We start from the raw sequence: 16,194 nt of genomic DNA, 5'->3' as shown, positions 1-16,194 counted from the left end.
CTATTTATTTTCAATTTTCTTTTCTTGCTCATTGATCAACAACGCGCCCCCTTGAAGGTTTTTAGGGCGAGTCTCCCCAATCAAAATCCCTTTCCTTTCCACCACAAGCTCTTGACTAGAGATCTTACCATCAAGGCGTCCTAAAGGCATGATTTCTACCACTTCCGCTTCCACCGTGCCAGTGAACTTGCCACTGACCACTAATTTATTAGCGAAAATCTCACCCACTACCGAGCCGGTTTGCCCGATCACCACCGTGCTTTTAGAATGCACCACCCCCTCTAATTCGCCATCCACATGCAAATGGTAATCCAAATGAAGCTCACCCTTTATTTTTGTGCCTTGAGCGATGATAGTCGCTGGTCCTGTTTTTGCATTAGCCGATTTATTATTGTTATCAAAGATTGCCATCTGATGCTCCTTTCTTTATTGAAAACTTCTTCAAAATTTTTCATGTTCCATTTGGTGAAACTCATGGGGTTTATGGGTTGATCTAAGAAGCGCACTTCATAATGCAAATGCGGCCCTGTACTCATTCCTGTATTACCACTATACCCAATCAACTGCCCTTTTTTGACAAATTCGCCCGTTTTTACGACGATTTTATTCAAATGGGCGTAGTAGGTTTTAAAACCAAAAGGGTGGAAAACTTTAATCAAATTCCCATACCCCCCATTCCACCCTTTGCTCGCTAACCCCACTACCCCGCTCGCGCTCGCATACACAGGGGTGTTAATAGCGGTGCTCAAGTCAAGCCCGGTATGGTTGTGCAGCACATGCAAAATAGGGTGGATTCTTTTATTAAAGGCAGCTGAAACGCGCCGATAGGATTCTAGCGGGTAGTCATTAGGGATAAGACGCATGATAAAGCTTTTTTGAAGCCCGGTAATCCCAGCCACATCCAAACGGCTGGAAAAATTACCCTCTTCTTTTTCTTCTTCAGGCCTATTCACCCCCACCACTTCTTCTAAATCGTTGATGCGCTCCCCTGAAAGTTGCAAATCGTCTAAAAATTCATCCATTTGCAAAGAAAGCTTTTCATTAGTCTCTTTTTTTTTCTCAAATTCTTTAGTGATTAAAGCATGCTGCTTTTCAATATTTCTAATTTCTTTATTTAAAACCAGTAACGAAATGCCTAAAAACAATAAAGATCCCACAACGCTCAAAAGCGCATATAGGCCAATTTGACGGAATAAGATATGAACATTAATATAACGGCTTCCTTTAGAGTCCGTAACCATCACAATCAAACGCCTGTCTAAAAACACTAAAATCCTTACTGGCTTATGAGCGCGTCTTTATCCACATGCTCTTGGAGCTGGACGATGTCTTCTAAAACCCAAAACAGATTCTTCCATTCAATAAATTTATTTTCTTCTAAAGCGCTTTGGAAATGATCCAAATCCCATGTTAGAAATTTTTCTGCGTCTAAAATTTTACCCAAAAAGCGCACTTCATAATGCAATTTTTCACCGCCGCTATTACCGCTCTTCCCGCTATAGCCAACCAACTGCCCTTTTTGGATAAAGCTTTTGGGTTGCACATTGACATGATCTAAATGCGTGTAAATGGAGCTAAAACCAAACGCATGCTCAATGCGCACCAAGTTCCCATACCCCACATTAGAATTGGTCCTCACAAAATCCACAATCCCATCAGCGCTCGCATAAATAGGCGTGTTTAATGGTGCGATAAAATCAATCCCGGATTCAACGCCCTTAATTTTTTTAATGGGGTGGTTCCTTTCTTTGGTGGGTTTGATCGCGCTATAAGTTTTTAGGGGCATGCCATTAGGAATGAGCATGAGCGCTAAATGTTTTTGAGCCAAATTCAAATTTTCTAAATCCACTTCATCATAAAGATGCACGCCCCCATTGGCCCCTCTTTTGACTTCAATCAAGGATTCCAACCCGCGAATCTTTTGCCCCACAATAAAGAGCTCTTCTCGCTTGTTTTTAATCTCTTTTGTCAAAGTGTAATTTTTTTGATACAAATCCCTAAAATCCCTTAAAACCGCATTCCTCTCGCTTGTCATCGTATCCATTTTAGCGATTAAAAATTTTAAAAACCCTACGCCAAGCCCCACGATCAATAAAAGAATGACAACAGCAATGATGAGGTTGCGTTTTAAATTTTTAGAAAATTTGAGCTGTTTAGAGCCTGATTCATCAATGATGGTGATCACAAGCTGGTTTTGCGGCATCAATCCCTCTTCTTTTGATAGCGTTCATAAAAAGCGTTGGCTACCAGAAATGAGCCATACACCAAATAATTTTCATTTTCTTCCAAATCTTCAAACAAAGCGTGTTCTAACCCTAAAGTTTCTAAAATCCCTTTAAGCTTTTCTAATTGGATAATTCTTTCTTGGTGCAATTCTAAAATCAAAACCTTTTTAATGACAGGCTTTAAAATTTCTAGCACCAAAAAAGCGTCTTTATCTTGATAGCAATTATAAATCAAAACGATTGGAGCGTTAAAAACGCGCTTGATTTCTTCTTTTAAGGCTTTAGCGCTATGGGGGTTATGCCCCACGTCTATTAAAATGTTAGGGCTTAAAAGCTCGCAACGGCCGATTAAATTTAGGGGCTTTAGATTTTTTAAAACTTCTTGTTTATTGCATGGCAATAGCGTTTCAAACGCTTTTAGGGCCACTTCCAAATTCATCGCTAAAAAATGGGCTAAATGGTGGCGTTCAATATAATCTCTTACTCCTTTTGAAATTTCATTTTGAACCACAATCAATTTTGCGTGTTTTTCTTTGGCGATTTTTTGAGCCACATTTAAAACCAATTCTTGTTGGGGAGCGATGATATTAAGAGGGCCCATCGCTTTTAATTTAGTAGTCGCAATGCTTTCTAAACTATCCCCTAAAAATTCCTTATGATCGTAATCAATGGGGGTGAAAACGCTTAGGGTTTTTTCTAAAGCGTTCGTGCTGTCAAACTCCCCCCCAAGCCCTGCTTCTAAAACCAAATAATCGCAATCTTTAGCGAGCATGACGGCTAGTAAGGTAGCGTATTCAAAATACGAGCAAGCGTTGCTGAAAGCGTGTGATTGCAATTGCTGGTGGGCGTTTTCTAAAACGCTTTCTTCAACAACAGAGCCATTCACAAAAAAGCGCTCCCTAAATTCAAAAACATGAGGGGAGGTGAAATGCAATACCTTAAAATTTTGATCGGCTAATAAAAGGGTTAAAAACCGCCCTGTGCTGCCCTTGCCATTAGTCCCTACAATGTGAATGACTTTCGCTTGAATCTCAAAAAAAGCGTTTTTAAAATCTTTATAAATTTGAATGAAACGGCTAGGGTCAAACTTATGGTATTCTTTAGGCTTTGTTTCTAAAAACGCCTTTAATCCATTCAATCCATTCAAAGGGCTATTTTTCATTATTGAATTTCCCCTCATAAGCGATTTGAGCCACAAATTTAGTCAAAGTTTGCTCCACAGCCTGATTGATAGCGTAATAGCGGTTCTGGTAGGTATTAAGGGGGTCTTGCAAATTCACAGCGTAATTATAATACCCGCTATTTTGAAAAGTCTTTTGTGTGCCTCTTTTGTTATCGTAGGTGTAATTCACAGACACGGTTGCGCGATAGAAAGTCGTAAAACCTTCTTTATTTTGCGTGATGCTCGTATCGGTTACATTCGTGATTTCTATGATAATGATAGAATCCGCATCCTTTTCACTCGCTAAGCGGTTTTGGAAGCGTTGCACGACTAAACGATTCATCAAGTCTTTAAACTCTACAGAGTTTTCAGGGTTAGGCAAATTCACAATGAGTTTTACATACACGCTATCGCCAAGCGCGTTTTGAGCGTAAGTGGCGATGGGTTTATACCCACAGCCCTTGAACCAAAACAACAAAATAAAAAAAAGTAAAGCTCTCATGCGATAACAAAATTAACAAGCTTATTAGGCACATAAATTTCTTTTTTAACGCTCGCGTTTTCTAAATATTTCTCTAATTCTTTTTTAGCCAAAACAATAATTTCTTCTTTACTAGCGTTAATATTGACTTTCAATTCCGCACGCCTTTTGCCATTAATGGTAAGCCCTAAAGTCATAAAGTCTTCCATCAAAGCGCTTTCATCTACTTCTATAGGTTTGAAATTCTCTCTTTTAAAAAGCCTCTCACTCAACTCCCATGCGGTGTGTGGGATAATAGGCTCTAAAATTTGCAACAACACAAAATAACCCTCGCATAAAATCCGCTCATCACTTTGCGCACTCAAAGCGTTTAAAGCCTCCATGCAACTTGCGATCAAAGTGTTAAACGCGTAAGCGCTTTCAGCCTTATTGAAAATTTCATGCGATTTTTTTAACGCTTCATAGACTTTTTTGCGGGCTAATTTTTGCGCTTCATTCAGGCTGACTTCTTTAAATTCAGGCTTAGAATTGGTAGGGGTAATGGCATTCGCTTTGTCATATAAGCGCTTGATAAACCGGTGCGCGCCTTCTAAAGCGTTGTCATTCCATTCCAATTCTTTAGCCGGCGGGGCAGCAAAAAGGATAAAAAGCCTTGCGGCATCGGCCCCGTATTTTTTAAGTATTTCTTTGGGGCTAACGACATTGCCTTTAGATTTGCTCATTTTAGCGCCATCTTTTAAGACCATGCCTTGAGTGATGAGCTGTTTGAAAGGCTCATCTAAATTGAGATAGCCCAAATCCCTTAAAGCCTTAGTGAAAAAGCGCGCGTATAACAAGTGCAAAATCGCATGTTCAATACCGCCAATATAAGTGTCCACTGGCATGAAATACTTCAAGTAGTTTTGATCAAACGCTTGATTTTCACGCTGATTTTTGGGGGTGGTGTAGCGCAAGAAATACCAACTGGATTGGATGAAAGTATCCATGGTGTCTGTTTCTCTTAAAGCGTCTTTGTGGCATTTAGGGCATTGAGCGAATTTCCAACTCGCATGCTTTTCTAACGGATTGCCCTCCCCATCAATCACAATGTCTTCAGGTAAAGTTACCGGCAGTTGGGTTTCAGGCACAATCCCGCAATTTTTGCAATGAATCATAGGAATGGGCGCTCCCCAATACCTTTGACGGCTCACTCCCCAATCTTGCAAGCGGTAGTTAATGACCCTTTTACCGAGGTTTTCTTTTTCAAAATAAGCGATGATTTTTTCTCTGGCCACTGAGCTAGAAAGATCGCTCCACTCCCCGCTATTTTTTAAAACCTCTTCTTTGGTGTGGGGCAAACTTTGAGAACTTTGAGTGATCACTTTAATAGGGATATGATAAAGATTGGCGAATTCAAAATCCCTTTCATCGCAGGCTGGCACGCCCATTAACGCCCCAGAACCATAATTAGCTAGGGCGAAATTAGCCACCCAAACAGGGATTTTTTGCTTCGTTAAAGGGTGGATAGCATAAACGCCTAAAAACGCCCCTTTTTTCTCTAAGGCTCTTTCTCTTTGAGTCGTGTTTAAAATCGCTTTAATAATCTTTGAATCTTCTTGGCTCACTCGCTTAATGGCATGCTCTACTAAAGGGTGTTCTGGGGCGATCGCAATGTAAGTTACACCATAAATAGTATCCGCTCTTGTGGTAAAAACTTCAATTTCTTGAATGCCGTTGCAAGCTTTCAAGCACTCATCAGCGATTTTAAAACCAAATTGCAACCCGCTAGATTTCCCTATCCAGTTTTTTTGCATGATTAGGACTTGAGAAGGCCAATGATTTTCTAAAGTTTCTAAGTCTTTTAGCAATTCTTCAGCGTAATTTGTGATCTTCAAATAATATTGATAGAGTTCTTTTTGAATGACTTCCGTATCGCAACGCCAACACCTCCCATCAATGACTTGCTCATTAGCTAAAACGGTTTTGTCGTTAGGGCACCAATTGAGCATGGCTTTCTTGCGATAAATTAGCCCCTTTTCCCACAAGTCAATGAAAAATTGCTGTTCAAATTTCGTGTAATCCGGATCTGAAGTGGCAAATTCCCTGTTTTTAGAAAAAGAAAACCCTAAAGCTTCAAACTCTTTTTGCATGGCTTCAATGTTTTCATAAGTCCAGGTTTTAGGGTGGATACCATGCTTAATGGCCGCATTTTCTGCAGGCATCCCAAAAGAATCAAACCCCATAGGGTGTAACACATTATAATGGTGCAAACGATAATAACGCGCCAAAGCATCGCCAATGGTGTAATTGCGCACATGCCCCATGTGGATTTCCCCACTAGGATAAGGCAGCATGCTTAGAATGTATTTTTTAGGGAGATTAAAATCGTCTTTAGGTTCAAAACTCTTATTTTTCCACCAAAATTCTTGCCATTTTTTTTCTATATTGATAAAATCCATCGTTACCCCTTAATCCGTTTCGCTCGTTACAACGCTTTCAATCAACAAAAAGATGAGGCTGAAAGCGTTACTAATCAACGCCCCAATCATGAGCATGTAAGCTGTAACCAAATTATTTAAGATCTGTAAAAACACAAACGCCGGTATGAGGTGCAACACGGTGGCTAAAGAGCTGGCCAATAGCTCTGAAGCGAAACGCTTGATCACCCCAATTTTGAGCGTAACAGAAATAAGATTTAAAGCTAACGCTACAAACAACACCACCGTGTTAGGCTCATACAAAAACCCTGCAATGGTGGTTAAAGAAATAAGGCTGAACAGCACATGAACGACCCGACCCCAATCCATAGAAACTCCTTAAACTTGACCGCCCTCATACAGACGGCGCATTTTTTCTTTCTCTTGAGCTTTTTTGATTTTTCTAGCCTCATTCTCATAATATTTACCCATATCAAAGCCTAACAATAACGCTACTTTAGGGGCGATGAAAATAGAGCTGTAAGTCCCTACAATCGTGCCTATTAGCATGGGCAATGAAAAGCCAATGATGATCTTACTCCCAAACACGCACAAAATCAACACCACAAAAAACACGGTTAAAGAAGTTAAAAGCGTGCGCGTGAGCGTGCTAGAAATGGCTTCATCAATGGCTTGAATGGCATTTTTGGTTTTTTGAGAGAGCATCTCTTCTCTGATCCGATCAAAAATAATGATCGTATCATTAATAGAATACCCGATCAAGGTGAGCAAGGCCGCAATCACTTCCAAATTCATATCAATCTTAAAAACAATCACTGAGCTTGCCACTAAAATCACGTCATGCACAAGTGCAATAACGCTCGCTAAAGCGAAACGCCATTCATAGCGGAAACTCACATAAACCATGATCGCCATTAGCGCTAAAATCAGCGACAAAATGCCCTTTTCTTTCAACTCGCTCCCCACTCTAGGGCCCACGGTGTCAAATTTACGGATTTCAAAATCGCCACTGGGTTTTAAAATGTTAGCCACGATAGCGTTCAAATCTTCATTTTCGGCCGTTTCTACAAAAGGGAATTTGATTAAAATTTCTTCTTTAGAGCCAAATTCGCTCACTTGCACGCCTTTAAAGCGAGCTTCTTTTTCAAACAGATCGCGCACTTCTTTAACGGGGGCGTTTTGAGCGTAACGCACTTGCACCAAACTCCCCCCCGCAAAATCAATCCCTAAAGAAAACCCTTTAAAAAACAAAAGCCCCAACGCTAGAAGAACTAAGATCGCTGAAACAACCACCCCGTAATTGGAATAACGCATGAAGCTTAAGATTCTAGTTTGTTTGAATAATTCCATAAAACCTCCTAAGCTCTTTTATTCACGCCAAACCAAAAATAAAGGCTTTTTGTTTGGGTGAGTTTAGGTAAAAGGGCTTGATAAATCCCTTGCGTGCCTATAATAGCGGTAATAATAGAGGCTAAAATCCCAATGCCTGTGGTGAGAGCAAAGCCTTTAATCGCTCCTGTGCCATAAGCGTATAATAACACCGAAGCGATCAAGGAAGTGATATTGGAATCAAAAATCGCTCTACTCGCATTGATATAGCCTAAATGGATCGCCTTAGCGATGCCCTCATTCTCTCTTAAGACTTCTCTAATGCGCTCATTGATAATGATATTAGCATCCACGGCAATCCCCACGGTTAAAACAATCCCCGCCATTCCCGGTAAAGTCAGCGTCGCTCCAAAAATCGCCATGACCGCCACAATCAAAAAAAGATTGACCACTAACGCTATGCAAGCGATCACTCCCGCCATGGAGTAATAAAGCGCCATAAAGCCCATCACTAAAATAAAGCCTCCAACCAGAGCGATAATGGAAGTTTTAACGCTGTCTTTCCCTAAACTCGGGCCTATAATCCTTTTTTCTAAAACCTGAATGGGAGCGCTCATCGCCCCACTCCTTAAAGCGATCGCTAAATCGCTCGCTTGAGCCACGCTAAAATTCCCGCTAATCTGCCCGCTCCCTCCGCCAATACGCTCTCTGATCACCGGGGCTGAATAAACCTTATTGTCTAAAACGATCGCCATGCGTTTGCCCACATTCGCGCCTGAGAAATCCCCAAAAATCTTAGCCCCTTGCACATCAAGCGTGAAGCTCACCACCGGCTGGTTGTTTTGATCATACACCACTTTCGCATCTGTAAGCATTTCGCCATCTAAAATAGGGATCGCTTTGAGCAAGATTTTACCCCCCATTTCCACATCAGACAACAACACGCTGCCTAATTTTTGAGCCTCTAAATCCGTCATTTTCATCGCATCTTTATTGTGTTCTTCATCCACCGCCATCATCTGCAAATGAGCGGACCTTGAAATCAAGTCTTTAGCGCGCCGTTCTTCTTCTAAAGTCTTAATGCCAGGCAATTGCACTGAAATTTCTTCTTTACCTTGCTGGATAACTATAGGCTCTGCCAAACCAAATTGATCCAAGCGGTTACGGATGATCCCTATCACTTGCAAAATCGTGTTTTTACGCAATTCTTCTTGTTCTAAAGGGGTGAGTTTCACGCTATAAAACTCCGCTTCTTTTTTGATTTCAAACTGGCTATGGCCTTGCAATTCCAATAAAAGCGCGTCTAATTTTTTCGCTTCATCTTCATCTAAAAGCTCAAAACTGATTCCTTCTAAACTGGATTTAATGTCTTTAAGCAAGATATTTTGCTTTTTAGCGTTGTATTCTAAAGCGGACGCCAAGCTTAAATACTTGTTTTTTAAAGCTTCATCGGTTTGCACCCCTAAAAGCATGTTTAACCCCCCCCTTAAATCCAAGCCTAAAGTGATTTTAGGGCCTTTAGTTTCTAGCAAAGAAGGCACAGAAAACCCTACCCCTAAAAGAAGAGCGCAAATAAAAACGATTAAGCGAGGGTTAAAAAGTTTCATTAGTTGTTATTTTGCGCCACTTCTTCGTCTAATTTGAACGCTACATAGTTTTTAGAAAGTTTAGCGGTGGTGTCATCATTGAGTTTCACGCTAAAAAAATTCGCTTCCGCTTTAAGCACCTCAACGATGAACCCTCCTTGAGTAACGATTTTATCGCCCTTAGTCAAACCCTCTATCATTTCTTTGTGCTTTTTTTGTTGCTGGCGTTGCGGGCGAACGATCAAAAAATAAAAAATAAGAAACAACACCACAAGGGGTAAAAGCGTCGTTAGAATGTCTTTAATTTGTCCCATTTAATTTCCTTAAAAGATGTTTTAATCTCAAATTATAGCATTTTTAGCTATTTCTTTAAAGCCGCTCTTTTGTCTAGTGCGAATAAATACAAAGCACCTATGATCCCAGAAATCAAAGATCCGAGCAAAATCGCAATCTTTGCCACTTCCATAGCGTCCTTATGCTCGCTCGTGAAAGCCAGATTAGAAATAAACATAGACATGGTAAAGCCAATCCCTGCCAAAAGCCCAGCCCCTAAAATATGCCACCAGCTGATGCCTTTAGGGCGCGCGGTGATTTTAAGCTTTTCGCCTATGAAAGTGATTAGGAAAATCCCTAGAGGCTTGCCCAAACAAAGCCCTAAAATAACCCCTAAAAGCACCTTATCCACTTCTAAATTGATGCTAGAATCAACGCTCACCCCAGCGTTTGCGAACGCGAATAAGGGCATGATGAAATACCCGCTAATGGGGGCTAGAAAATGCTCCAACCTTTCTAAAGGGCTTTGTAAAGCGCTCGCTTTTTCTTCAATAGAATGCAAGATTTCTTGCTGCTCTTTAGTCAAAAGCGCTCCTGAACTCGTTTCTGCGTATCGTTTGCCTAATTCCAAAAGCTCTACATTTTTAGAATCTTTAGGGATTTTCACCGGTATCATAAAAGCTAGAACCACTGCAGCGATTGTCGCATGGATACCACTCTCATGCACGCAAAACCAAAGCAACACCCCTAAAAGCAAGTAGGGGATGAGCGATCGGATATTCAGGCGGTTCAATACCGCTAAAATAAGAACCACCCCTAAAGCCCCTAAAAGCCATGCGAATTTTAAATTCGTGGTATAAAAGAGCGCGATCACCACAATAGCCCCCAAGTCATCAGCCACCGCTAGAGTGATTAAAAAAACCTTTAAGGCGGTTGGCACCCTCTTGCCTAAAAGCATGATTACGCCTAAAGCGAACGCAATATCCGTCGCCATAGGGATCCCAAAACCATGCTGAGAGGGCGTATCAGCGTTAAGGAAAAAATAAATCAATCCTGGGGCTATCATGCCCCCAAGAGCCGCAATCACAGGGAAAGAAGCTTTTTTGAAACTGGATAATTCCCCAAACAACAATTCTCGCTTGATCTCTAAACCTATCATTAAAAAAAATAACGCCATTAAGACATCATCAATCCAGTTGTGCAAACTAAAGCCGATGAAAAAATCCCCTATTTGGAACCCAAAAGGGGTGTGCCATAGCGCAAAATAACTTTCTTTCAAAAACGAATTAGCCACCACCATCGCTAAAACAGCGTTCAAAAAGAGGAAAATCCCTCCAAAAGATTCGCTTTTAATGAAGTTCTTAAGCGTCAAACTGAGCGCGTTTTCTGTTTTTTTGAGATTCATAGACAACCTTAAAATTTTTAATTTCAGACCCATAATTTTTCAAGCAGTCTTTTATGAGCGTAAATGATGCCTGCTTGTATCTTAAAATGGGGGGCTTGAGTTTTCAAAAACGCAGCGTAATGAGACACTTGCGCCTTATGGCTTTGCTGGTAATTTTGAGAGCTTTTATAATCTAAAACATACAAATTTTGCCCCTTATCCCACAATAAAACATCAATCCTAGACACAACCCCTTCAAATAAAAAAGCCACTTCACCCCTTAAGGCATAATTTTTAAAAAGAGCTTGTATCTCTGCATCGTTTTCAAAAAGCTCTAAACTCTCTTCTAACGCTTGGTGATCCAAACCATAAAAACCATGATGGTAGTTTAAATATTTTAAAACGCTTTTTTTAGGAATGTTATAAGCGTATTGGTATTCTAATCCCTTGTGCAAAGCGATACCAAAATTGATCGCTTCTTGGTCGTTATTCTTTTCATAATCGTTAGGCTCTTCTTCTATCTCTTGGACTTGCTCGCCATAGGCATGGGGCTTGATGAGAGTGCTTGTAATTAAAGGCTCTTTTTGTGGAGAAATAACCGGCGTAATTTCTCCCTCTTCTAAAGGTGCAAGATCCAATTTTTCGTGCATTGTTTTGTTTTTGCTTTCTTGCTTGCTTTCTTTTTTGCTTTCTTTTTTGTCTTTGGCCACGACAATCAGCCCTAACTCAGCCCTAGTGAATGCGACATAATACACATTGGTTTCTTCGTGATCTTTAGCCGCTTCTTCTTTGTCTAAAGCCCTAGCGTAATCTTTATCTACGACCTCACGATTTTTCATTCTGTAATAAAGGCGTGCAAGCTCTGTGCCATTATATTCTTCAAGGAGTTGATTGGAATGGCTTGAATTAGGCTTGCCCAAGCGTTCGCACACGATCACATAAGGGAATTGCATGCCTTTAGATCCATGGATGGTCATGATTTGAGCGCCTTTTGAATTGAAAGAAGCGATCGATTTAGCCTCTAATTTTTCTAAAAATCCATCGGCATCTTCGCACCCAACCGCTAATTCCAAGCAGCTTTGCGCAGGCTCTCCATAAAGCTCAAACAATTCCATCACCTTCCACACAAAGCCTGCCACGCTCTCTTTTTTAGGGTTAAAACCAGGCAAAGCGATCACATCATCATGCAAGTATCCAGCGAGTTTTAAAACGCTGTGCTTATAAAAAGGCTTGTAAGGTTCTTCCGCTAGAGCGTATTCTAAAGCGTTCTTAATGATTTTGGATTCTACAAATTGAGACAAATTAGCGCTAGATTCCGTGCTTGGGCAAATTGCGCTCAAATACTCTTGCAAATAATTTTTGATTTCTAAAGCGTCCTTATTGGTGGCGCATAAAATGGTAATGTTTTTAGGATCAATACGATGTTCTAAAAGGTTTTGAGCTTCTTGTAAGATTTGTTCTAATAACAATTCTCTTTCATCAGCCACTAAAGAGACTTTAATATAGCCGTCTGTAGCATGTTTATTTTGAGAAGTTTTAGGGTATTTTTGTTCCAAATAAGCGGTGGGGGAATTTTGATAAGCCTTTTTAAAAATGGTGTTCACATAATTAATGATCAAAGGCGAACTGCGGTGGTTGAATTGTAAATTATCGTGGTAAAAATCCTTAGCAACGCTTTCAAACAAAGAACTAAAACTCCCCCTAAAGGCATAAATGCTCTGCTTGACATCGCCCACAAAAAACACGCTCCTGTGCCATTTAGCTTGCCCTATCCCGGCTTTAATCTCATCAATAAAAGGGGCTAAAATCTTATAATCGTTCAAGCTCGTGTCTTGAAATTCATCAATCAAAATGTGCGCGATCTTGCTGTCCAACCTGAAATAAAAAAACTCTGCCGGCATCTCTTCATAACCATTCAATAAGACATGGACTTTATCTTTAATCGCATCAAAATCCAGGGCTTGGATTTTAGAAGTGGCTTTATCATAAAGCTGGATGAATTTAGGGAATTTTTTAAATATTGCGGTTTCTTTGGCTTCATAATAGCGTTTTAAATCGTTTTCAATCTCTTCACATTCGCTCTCTAAAGTGGGGATTTCACTTTTGAGTTTTTTGAAAGATTGATATTCGCTCTTTTTTTCAAGCCATGTTAAAGAGCTGTTTAAAAATCCCCTAAAACTATCGCATTTAATGGCTGTTTTAGCCCTATCTGACGCCGTTTCTATGCTTTGAATTTGGTTGTTTAAGCTCCTTAGTTTTTCTAAAAAACCCTCTTCATCAAATGCAGGCTCTTTCTTATTAGGATCAAATAAATAGAGCTTGTTTTTTAAAAAACGCAACCGCTCTAAAATAGAATCGCTTGTGTAACTCTCATAACTTAAGCATTGAGCGATAAAAACGCTCAATTCTTCAAGCTGTTTGTTATTTAAAGCGCTCAAGAAACTCTCATTAAGCTGTTGCTGGTGCGCTTTGGTGTCTTCATTGACTTCAAAATTCGCACTCAACCCCACAAACCAGCAAAATTTCCTTAAAATGCTTTGAAAAAACGCATCAATAGTGCTGATTCTGATTTCAGCGTTTAAAAAGCGTTGGTAGATTTTTGGAGCGCTATTTCGCACCAAATCAGGGTTTAAATGGTATTTTTCTTCTAATTCTTTTAAGATATTTTGGGATTTTTCTTTTTCATTTTCAAGGTCTTCTTTTTGCAAAATTTTTAAATAGTCTAAAATGCGCTCTTTCATTTCGGCGGTGGCTTTTTTAGTGAAAGTGAGCGTTAAAATCTCGCTAGGATTAGCCCCCTTAAACAATAGGGCCAAAAACCGCACGCTCAAAGCGAAAGTCTTCCCGCTCCCTGCTGAAGCCTTTAAAGCCATGCATTGTCTTTTTGTATCCATTATAGCTATCCTAAAATTCTATTTTGTCTTTATTATAACCTAAAAGCCTTTTTTACTTAAGCTAAAAAACCCTAATCTTTTGCTATAATCATAGGGTTTTGTCGTTTTTCTATCATTTTAATAGGAACAAAGGCAAAGACAGCGTCAAATTCACACATGCTAATCCTTGTATTTAGGTGTTCTTAAGAATTTAAGAATCAAATGAGCATGGAGGAAGAGAACCAAAATAACTTTAAGGAGAATATTCTCATGGTAACCATGAAAGATTTATTAGAATGCGGTGTGCATTTTGGACACCAAACAAGGCGTTGGAACCCTAAAACCAAAAAATTCATTTTTGGCGTTAGGAAAAATATCCATATTATTGATTTGCAAAAAACTTTGCGCTATTTTAGATACACTTATAACATCGTGCGCGATGCGAGCGCTCAAGGCAAGAGCATCATGTTTGTAGGCACTAAAAAACAAGCCAATGAGACTTTGAAAGAATTTGCTGAAAGCATTCAAGTCCCTTATGTCAATTACCGCTGGCTTGGTGGCATGCTGACTAATTTTAGCACCATTAGAAAATCGGTGAGAAAATTAGAAATCATTGAAGAAATGGAAAATAGCGGTCAAATTGATCTATTGACTAAAAAAGAAAAACTCATGATTTTAAGGAAAAAAGAAAAGCTAGACAAGTATCTTGGTGGGGTGCGCCACATGAAAAAAATCCCTGATATGATTTTTGTGATTGATGTGGCTAAAGAAAAAATCGCTGTCGCTGAAGCGAGGAAACTCCATATCCCTATCGTGGCTCCCTTAGACACCAACTGCGATCCTGATTTAGTGGATTACCCCATTCCTGGAAATGACGATGCGATCCGCTCTATCAGGCTATTTTGTAAAGAAATGAGCGAAGCGATTTTAGAGGGGCGAGAACTCATGCAAGAAGAAATCGTCCATGCGGATGAAAATAGCGAAGAGATAGAGTTCGTGAGCAATGAAGAAAAAGAAGAAATGCTCGCTGAAATCCAAAAAGAAATCACTCAAGGAGCCGAATAATGTCAGGAATTAGCGCTCAACTAGTCAAAAAATTAAGGGATTTAACCGATGCGGGCATGATGGATTGCAAAAAAGCCCTTGTGGAAGTGGCTGGGGATTTGCAAAAGGCCATTGATTTCTTGCGCGAAAAAGGCTTGAGTAAAGCCGCCAAAAAAGCCGATAGGATCGCTGCTGAGGGCGTGGTCGCTTTAGAAGTAGCACCTGATTTTAAAAGCGCGATGATGGTAGAAATCAATAGCGAAACGGATTTTGTGGCTAAAAATGAGGGCTTTAAGGAATTGGTTAAAAAAACTTTAGAAACGATCAAAGCCCACCATATCCATACCACAGAAGAGTTGCTTAAAAGCCTATTAGACAACAAGCCTTTTGAAGAGTATTTGCACTCTCAAATCGCTGTGATTGGTGAAAACATTTTAGTGAGGAAAATCACTCATTTAAAAGCCCCTAGCTCTCATATCATCAATGGTTATGCACATTCTAACGCTAGAGTGGGCGTGTTAATCGGTATAAAATACGATAATGAAAAAAACGCTCCAAAAGTGGTTGAACTAGCTAGAAACATCGCTATGCATGCCGCAGCGATGAAGCCTCAAGTGCTAGATTGCAAAGACTTTAGCCTTGATTTTGTCAAAAAAGAAACTTTAGCCTTGATCGCTGAAATTGAAAAAGACAACGAAGAGGCTAAACGATTGGGTAAACCTTTGAAAAACATCCCCGCTTTTGGGAGTCGCATTGAATTGAGCGATGAAGTTTTAGCCCGTCAAAAAAAGGCTTTTGAAGACGAATTAAAAGAGCAGGGCAAGCCTGAAAAAATCTGGGATAAAATCGTTCCTGGAAAAATGGAAAGGTTTATCGCTGATAACACCCTTATTGATCAACGCCTAACCCTTTTAGGGCAATTCTATGTCATGGACGATAAAAAAACTATCGCTCAAGTCATTGCTGATTGTTCCAAAGAGTGGGATGATGATTTAAAAATCACTGAGTATGCACGTTTTGAATTGGGCGAAGGCATTGAGAAAAAGGCAGAAAATTTCGCTGAAGAAGTGGCTTTGCAAATGAAGTGAGATTTTAGCAAACAACCTTTAAAGGTTGTTTCTTCTAACCTTTCAACTTTCTTTATTTAAAATTTTCCATTTTAAGGTGTTTGAAATTTTTGTAATTTTCAATCTCTATGCTTTTAATCATTTGAATTTCGCCTTTTAATGAGCCTAAGTTGATACTGCCAATTTTTTATATTCGCTCTAATTTTACATTATTTTGATTAAATTTTGAACGCTCACCTGTTGTAAACCTTGCGTTTAAATTATAATAGCAAGCTAATCCGCATTCTTTTTGATTTAAGGGTTAGTTTTGATTGTCTTTCTAGGGATCATGCAAATCTCATTTTATTTAATTG

14 protein-coding genes and 1 pseudogene are annotated in these 16,194 nt (G+C 39.7%); 2 read left to right on the top strand and 13 right to left on the bottom strand.

Annotated elements, in window-relative coordinates; genetic code table 11:
* The 12 genes from IC572_RS04090 to IC572_RS04035 are packed head-to-tail and all read right to left on the bottom strand — an operon-like array spanning position 1 to position 13,751.
* Positions 1-411, bottom strand: a complete 411-nt coding sequence (locus tag IC572_RS04090) for a bactofilin family protein (protein ID WP_000963940.1) — start codon at positions 409-411, stop codon at positions 1-3.
* The gene (gene csd1, locus IC572_RS04085) at positions 330-1,268 is read right to left on the bottom strand and encodes a peptidoglycan DD-metalloendopeptidase Csd1 (protein WP_053574656.1); all 939 of its coding nucleotides are present in this window, start codon (positions 1,266-1,268) and stop codon (positions 330-332) included. Before csd1 ends, IC572_RS04090 begins: the two co-directional genes overlap by 82 nt.
* An 8-nt stretch (positions 1,269-1,276) precedes the next feature.
* Positions 1,277-2,203: a M23B family cell shape-determining DD-metalloendopeptidase Csd2 gene (gene csd2, locus IC572_RS04080; protein ID WP_187855158.1), complete on the bottom strand. Its 927-nt coding sequence runs from the start codon at positions 2,201-2,203 to the stop codon at positions 1,277-1,279.
* Positions 2,203-3,387: a bifunctional folylpolyglutamate synthase/dihydrofolate synthase gene (locus IC572_RS04075; protein WP_187855157.1), complete on the bottom strand. Its 1,185-nt coding sequence runs from the start codon at positions 3,385-3,387 to the stop codon at positions 2,203-2,205. Before IC572_RS04075 ends, csd2 begins: the two co-directional genes overlap by 1 nt.
* A complete protein-coding gene (gene lptE, locus IC572_RS04070; RefSeq protein WP_120817557.1) occupies positions 3,377-3,889 on the bottom strand; it encodes an LPS assembly lipoprotein LptE in 513 nt (170 codons plus the stop codon). The genes IC572_RS04075 and lptE overlap by 11 nt, the downstream gene beginning before the upstream one ends.
* Complete coding sequence (leuS, locus tag IC572_RS04065; RefSeq protein WP_187855156.1) at positions 3,886-6,306, bottom strand: leucine--tRNA ligase; 2,421 nt, start codon at positions 6,304-6,306, stop codon at positions 3,886-3,888. The genes lptE and leuS overlap by 4 nt, the downstream gene beginning before the upstream one ends.
* Positions 6,307-6,315: 9 nt before the next feature.
* Complete coding sequence (locus IC572_RS04060) at positions 6,316-6,654, bottom strand: DUF6394 family protein (RefSeq protein WP_000383778.1); 339 nt, start codon at positions 6,652-6,654, stop codon at positions 6,316-6,318.
* A 9-nt stretch (positions 6,655-6,663) separates the two neighbouring features.
* Complete coding sequence (gene secF, locus IC572_RS04055) at positions 6,664-7,635, bottom strand: protein translocase subunit SecF (RefSeq protein WP_151090095.1); 972 nt, start codon at positions 7,633-7,635, stop codon at positions 6,664-6,666.
* Positions 7,636-7,643: 8 nt separating this feature from the next.
* Positions 7,644-9,221 (bottom strand): protein translocase subunit SecD, encoded by a 1,578-nt coding sequence (gene secD, locus IC572_RS04050; protein ID WP_187855155.1) that lies wholly within the window; start codon positions 9,219-9,221, stop codon positions 7,644-7,646.
* Positions 9,221-9,514 carry a preprotein translocase subunit YajC gene (gene yajC / locus IC572_RS04045; protein ID WP_128035270.1) on the bottom strand — a complete coding sequence of 98 codons (294 nt, stop codon included), beginning with the start codon at positions 9,512-9,514 and terminating at the stop codon, positions 9,221-9,223. The genes secD and yajC overlap by 1 nt, the downstream gene beginning before the upstream one ends.
* A 47-nt stretch (positions 9,515-9,561) precedes the next feature.
* Complete coding sequence (nhaA, locus tag IC572_RS04040; protein WP_187855154.1) at positions 9,562-10,878, bottom strand: sodium/proton antiporter NhaA; 1,317 nt, start codon at positions 10,876-10,878, stop codon at positions 9,562-9,564.
* Positions 10,879-10,901: 23 nt separating this feature from the next.
* Positions 10,902-13,751, bottom strand: a complete 2,850-nt coding sequence (locus tag IC572_RS04035) for a RecB-like helicase (protein WP_187855153.1) — start codon at positions 13,749-13,751, stop codon at positions 10,902-10,904.
* Positions 13,752-14,000: 249 nt separating this feature from the next.
* On the opposite strand from IC572_RS04035, the gene rpsB reads away from it, so the two are divergent.
* Both rpsB and tsf read left to right on the top strand, forming a co-directional pair.
* Positions 14,001-14,795: a 30S ribosomal protein S2 gene (gene rpsB / locus IC572_RS04030; RefSeq protein ID WP_000258276.1), complete on the top strand. Its 795-nt coding sequence runs from the start codon at positions 14,001-14,003 to the stop codon at positions 14,793-14,795.
* Positions 14,795-15,862, top strand: a complete 1,068-nt coding sequence (gene tsf / locus IC572_RS04025; RefSeq protein WP_187855152.1) for a translation elongation factor Ts — start codon at positions 14,795-14,797, stop codon at positions 15,860-15,862. Before rpsB ends, tsf begins: the two co-directional genes overlap by 1 nt.
* A gap of 55 nt (positions 15,863-15,917) precedes the next feature.
* Here the strand turns inward: tsf and IC572_RS08060 are convergent.
* Positions 15,918-15,983, bottom strand: a pseudogene (locus IC572_RS08060) (AAA family ATPase); the annotation flags it as partial.
* Between the last annotated feature and the right edge of the window lie 211 nt (positions 15,984-16,194).

The organism is Helicobacter pylori (assembly GCF_014496485.1).
GTDB classification, from domain to species: Bacteria; Campylobacterota; Campylobacteria; order Campylobacterales; family Helicobacteraceae; genus Helicobacter; species Helicobacter pylori_DD.
Note: the sequence above shows the minus strand (reverse complement) of the source record. Positions and strands in the feature narration are given on the sequence as shown.

What these genes read in the sequence shown, in the direction of transcription:
- IC572_RS04090 (WP_000963940.1), bottom strand. Translation starts at nt 411, where the DNA reads ATGGCAATCTTTGATAACAATAATAAATCGGCTAATGCAAAAACAGGA.
- csd2 (WP_187855158.1), bottom strand. Translation starts at nt 2,203, where the DNA reads ATGCCGCAAAACCAGCTTGTGATCACCATCATTGATGAATCAGGCTCT.
- IC572_RS04075 (WP_187855157.1), bottom strand. Translation starts at nt 3,387, where the DNA reads ATGAAAAATAGCCCTTTGAATGGATTGAATGGATTAAAGGCGTTTTTA.
- lptE (WP_120817557.1), bottom strand. Translation starts at nt 3,889, where the DNA reads ATGAGAGCTTTACTTTTTTTTATTTTGTTGTTTTGGTTCAAGGGCTGT.
- leuS (WP_187855156.1), bottom strand. Translation starts at nt 6,306, where the DNA reads ATGGATTTTATCAATATAGAAAAAAAATGGCAAGAATTTTGGTGGAAA.
- IC572_RS04060 (WP_000383778.1), bottom strand. Translation starts at nt 6,654, where the DNA reads ATGGATTGGGGTCGGGTCGTTCATGTGCTGTTCAGCCTTATTTCTTTA.
- secF (WP_151090095.1), bottom strand. Translation starts at nt 7,635, where the DNA reads ATGGAATTATTCAAACAAACTAGAATCTTAAGCTTCATGCGTTATTCC.
- secD (WP_187855155.1), bottom strand. Translation starts at nt 9,221, where the DNA reads ATGAAACTTTTTAACCCTCGCTTAATCGTTTTTATTTGCGCTCTTCTT.
- yajC (WP_128035270.1), bottom strand. Translation starts at nt 9,514, where the DNA reads ATGGGACAAATTAAAGACATTCTAACGACGCTTTTACCCCTTGTGGTG.
- nhaA (WP_187855154.1), bottom strand. Translation starts at nt 10,878, where the DNA reads ATGAATCTCAAAAAAACAGAAAACGCGCTCAGTTTGACGCTTAAGAAC.
- IC572_RS04035 (WP_187855153.1), bottom strand. Translation starts at nt 13,751, where the DNA reads ATGGATACAAAAAGACAATGCATGGCTTTAAAGGCTTCAGCAGGGAGC.
- rpsB (WP_000258276.1), top strand. Translation starts at nt 14,001, where the DNA reads ATGGTAACCATGAAAGATTTATTAGAATGCGGTGTGCATTTTGGACAC.
- tsf (WP_187855152.1), top strand. Translation starts at nt 14,795, where the DNA reads ATGTCAGGAATTAGCGCTCAACTAGTCAAAAAATTAAGGGATTTAACC.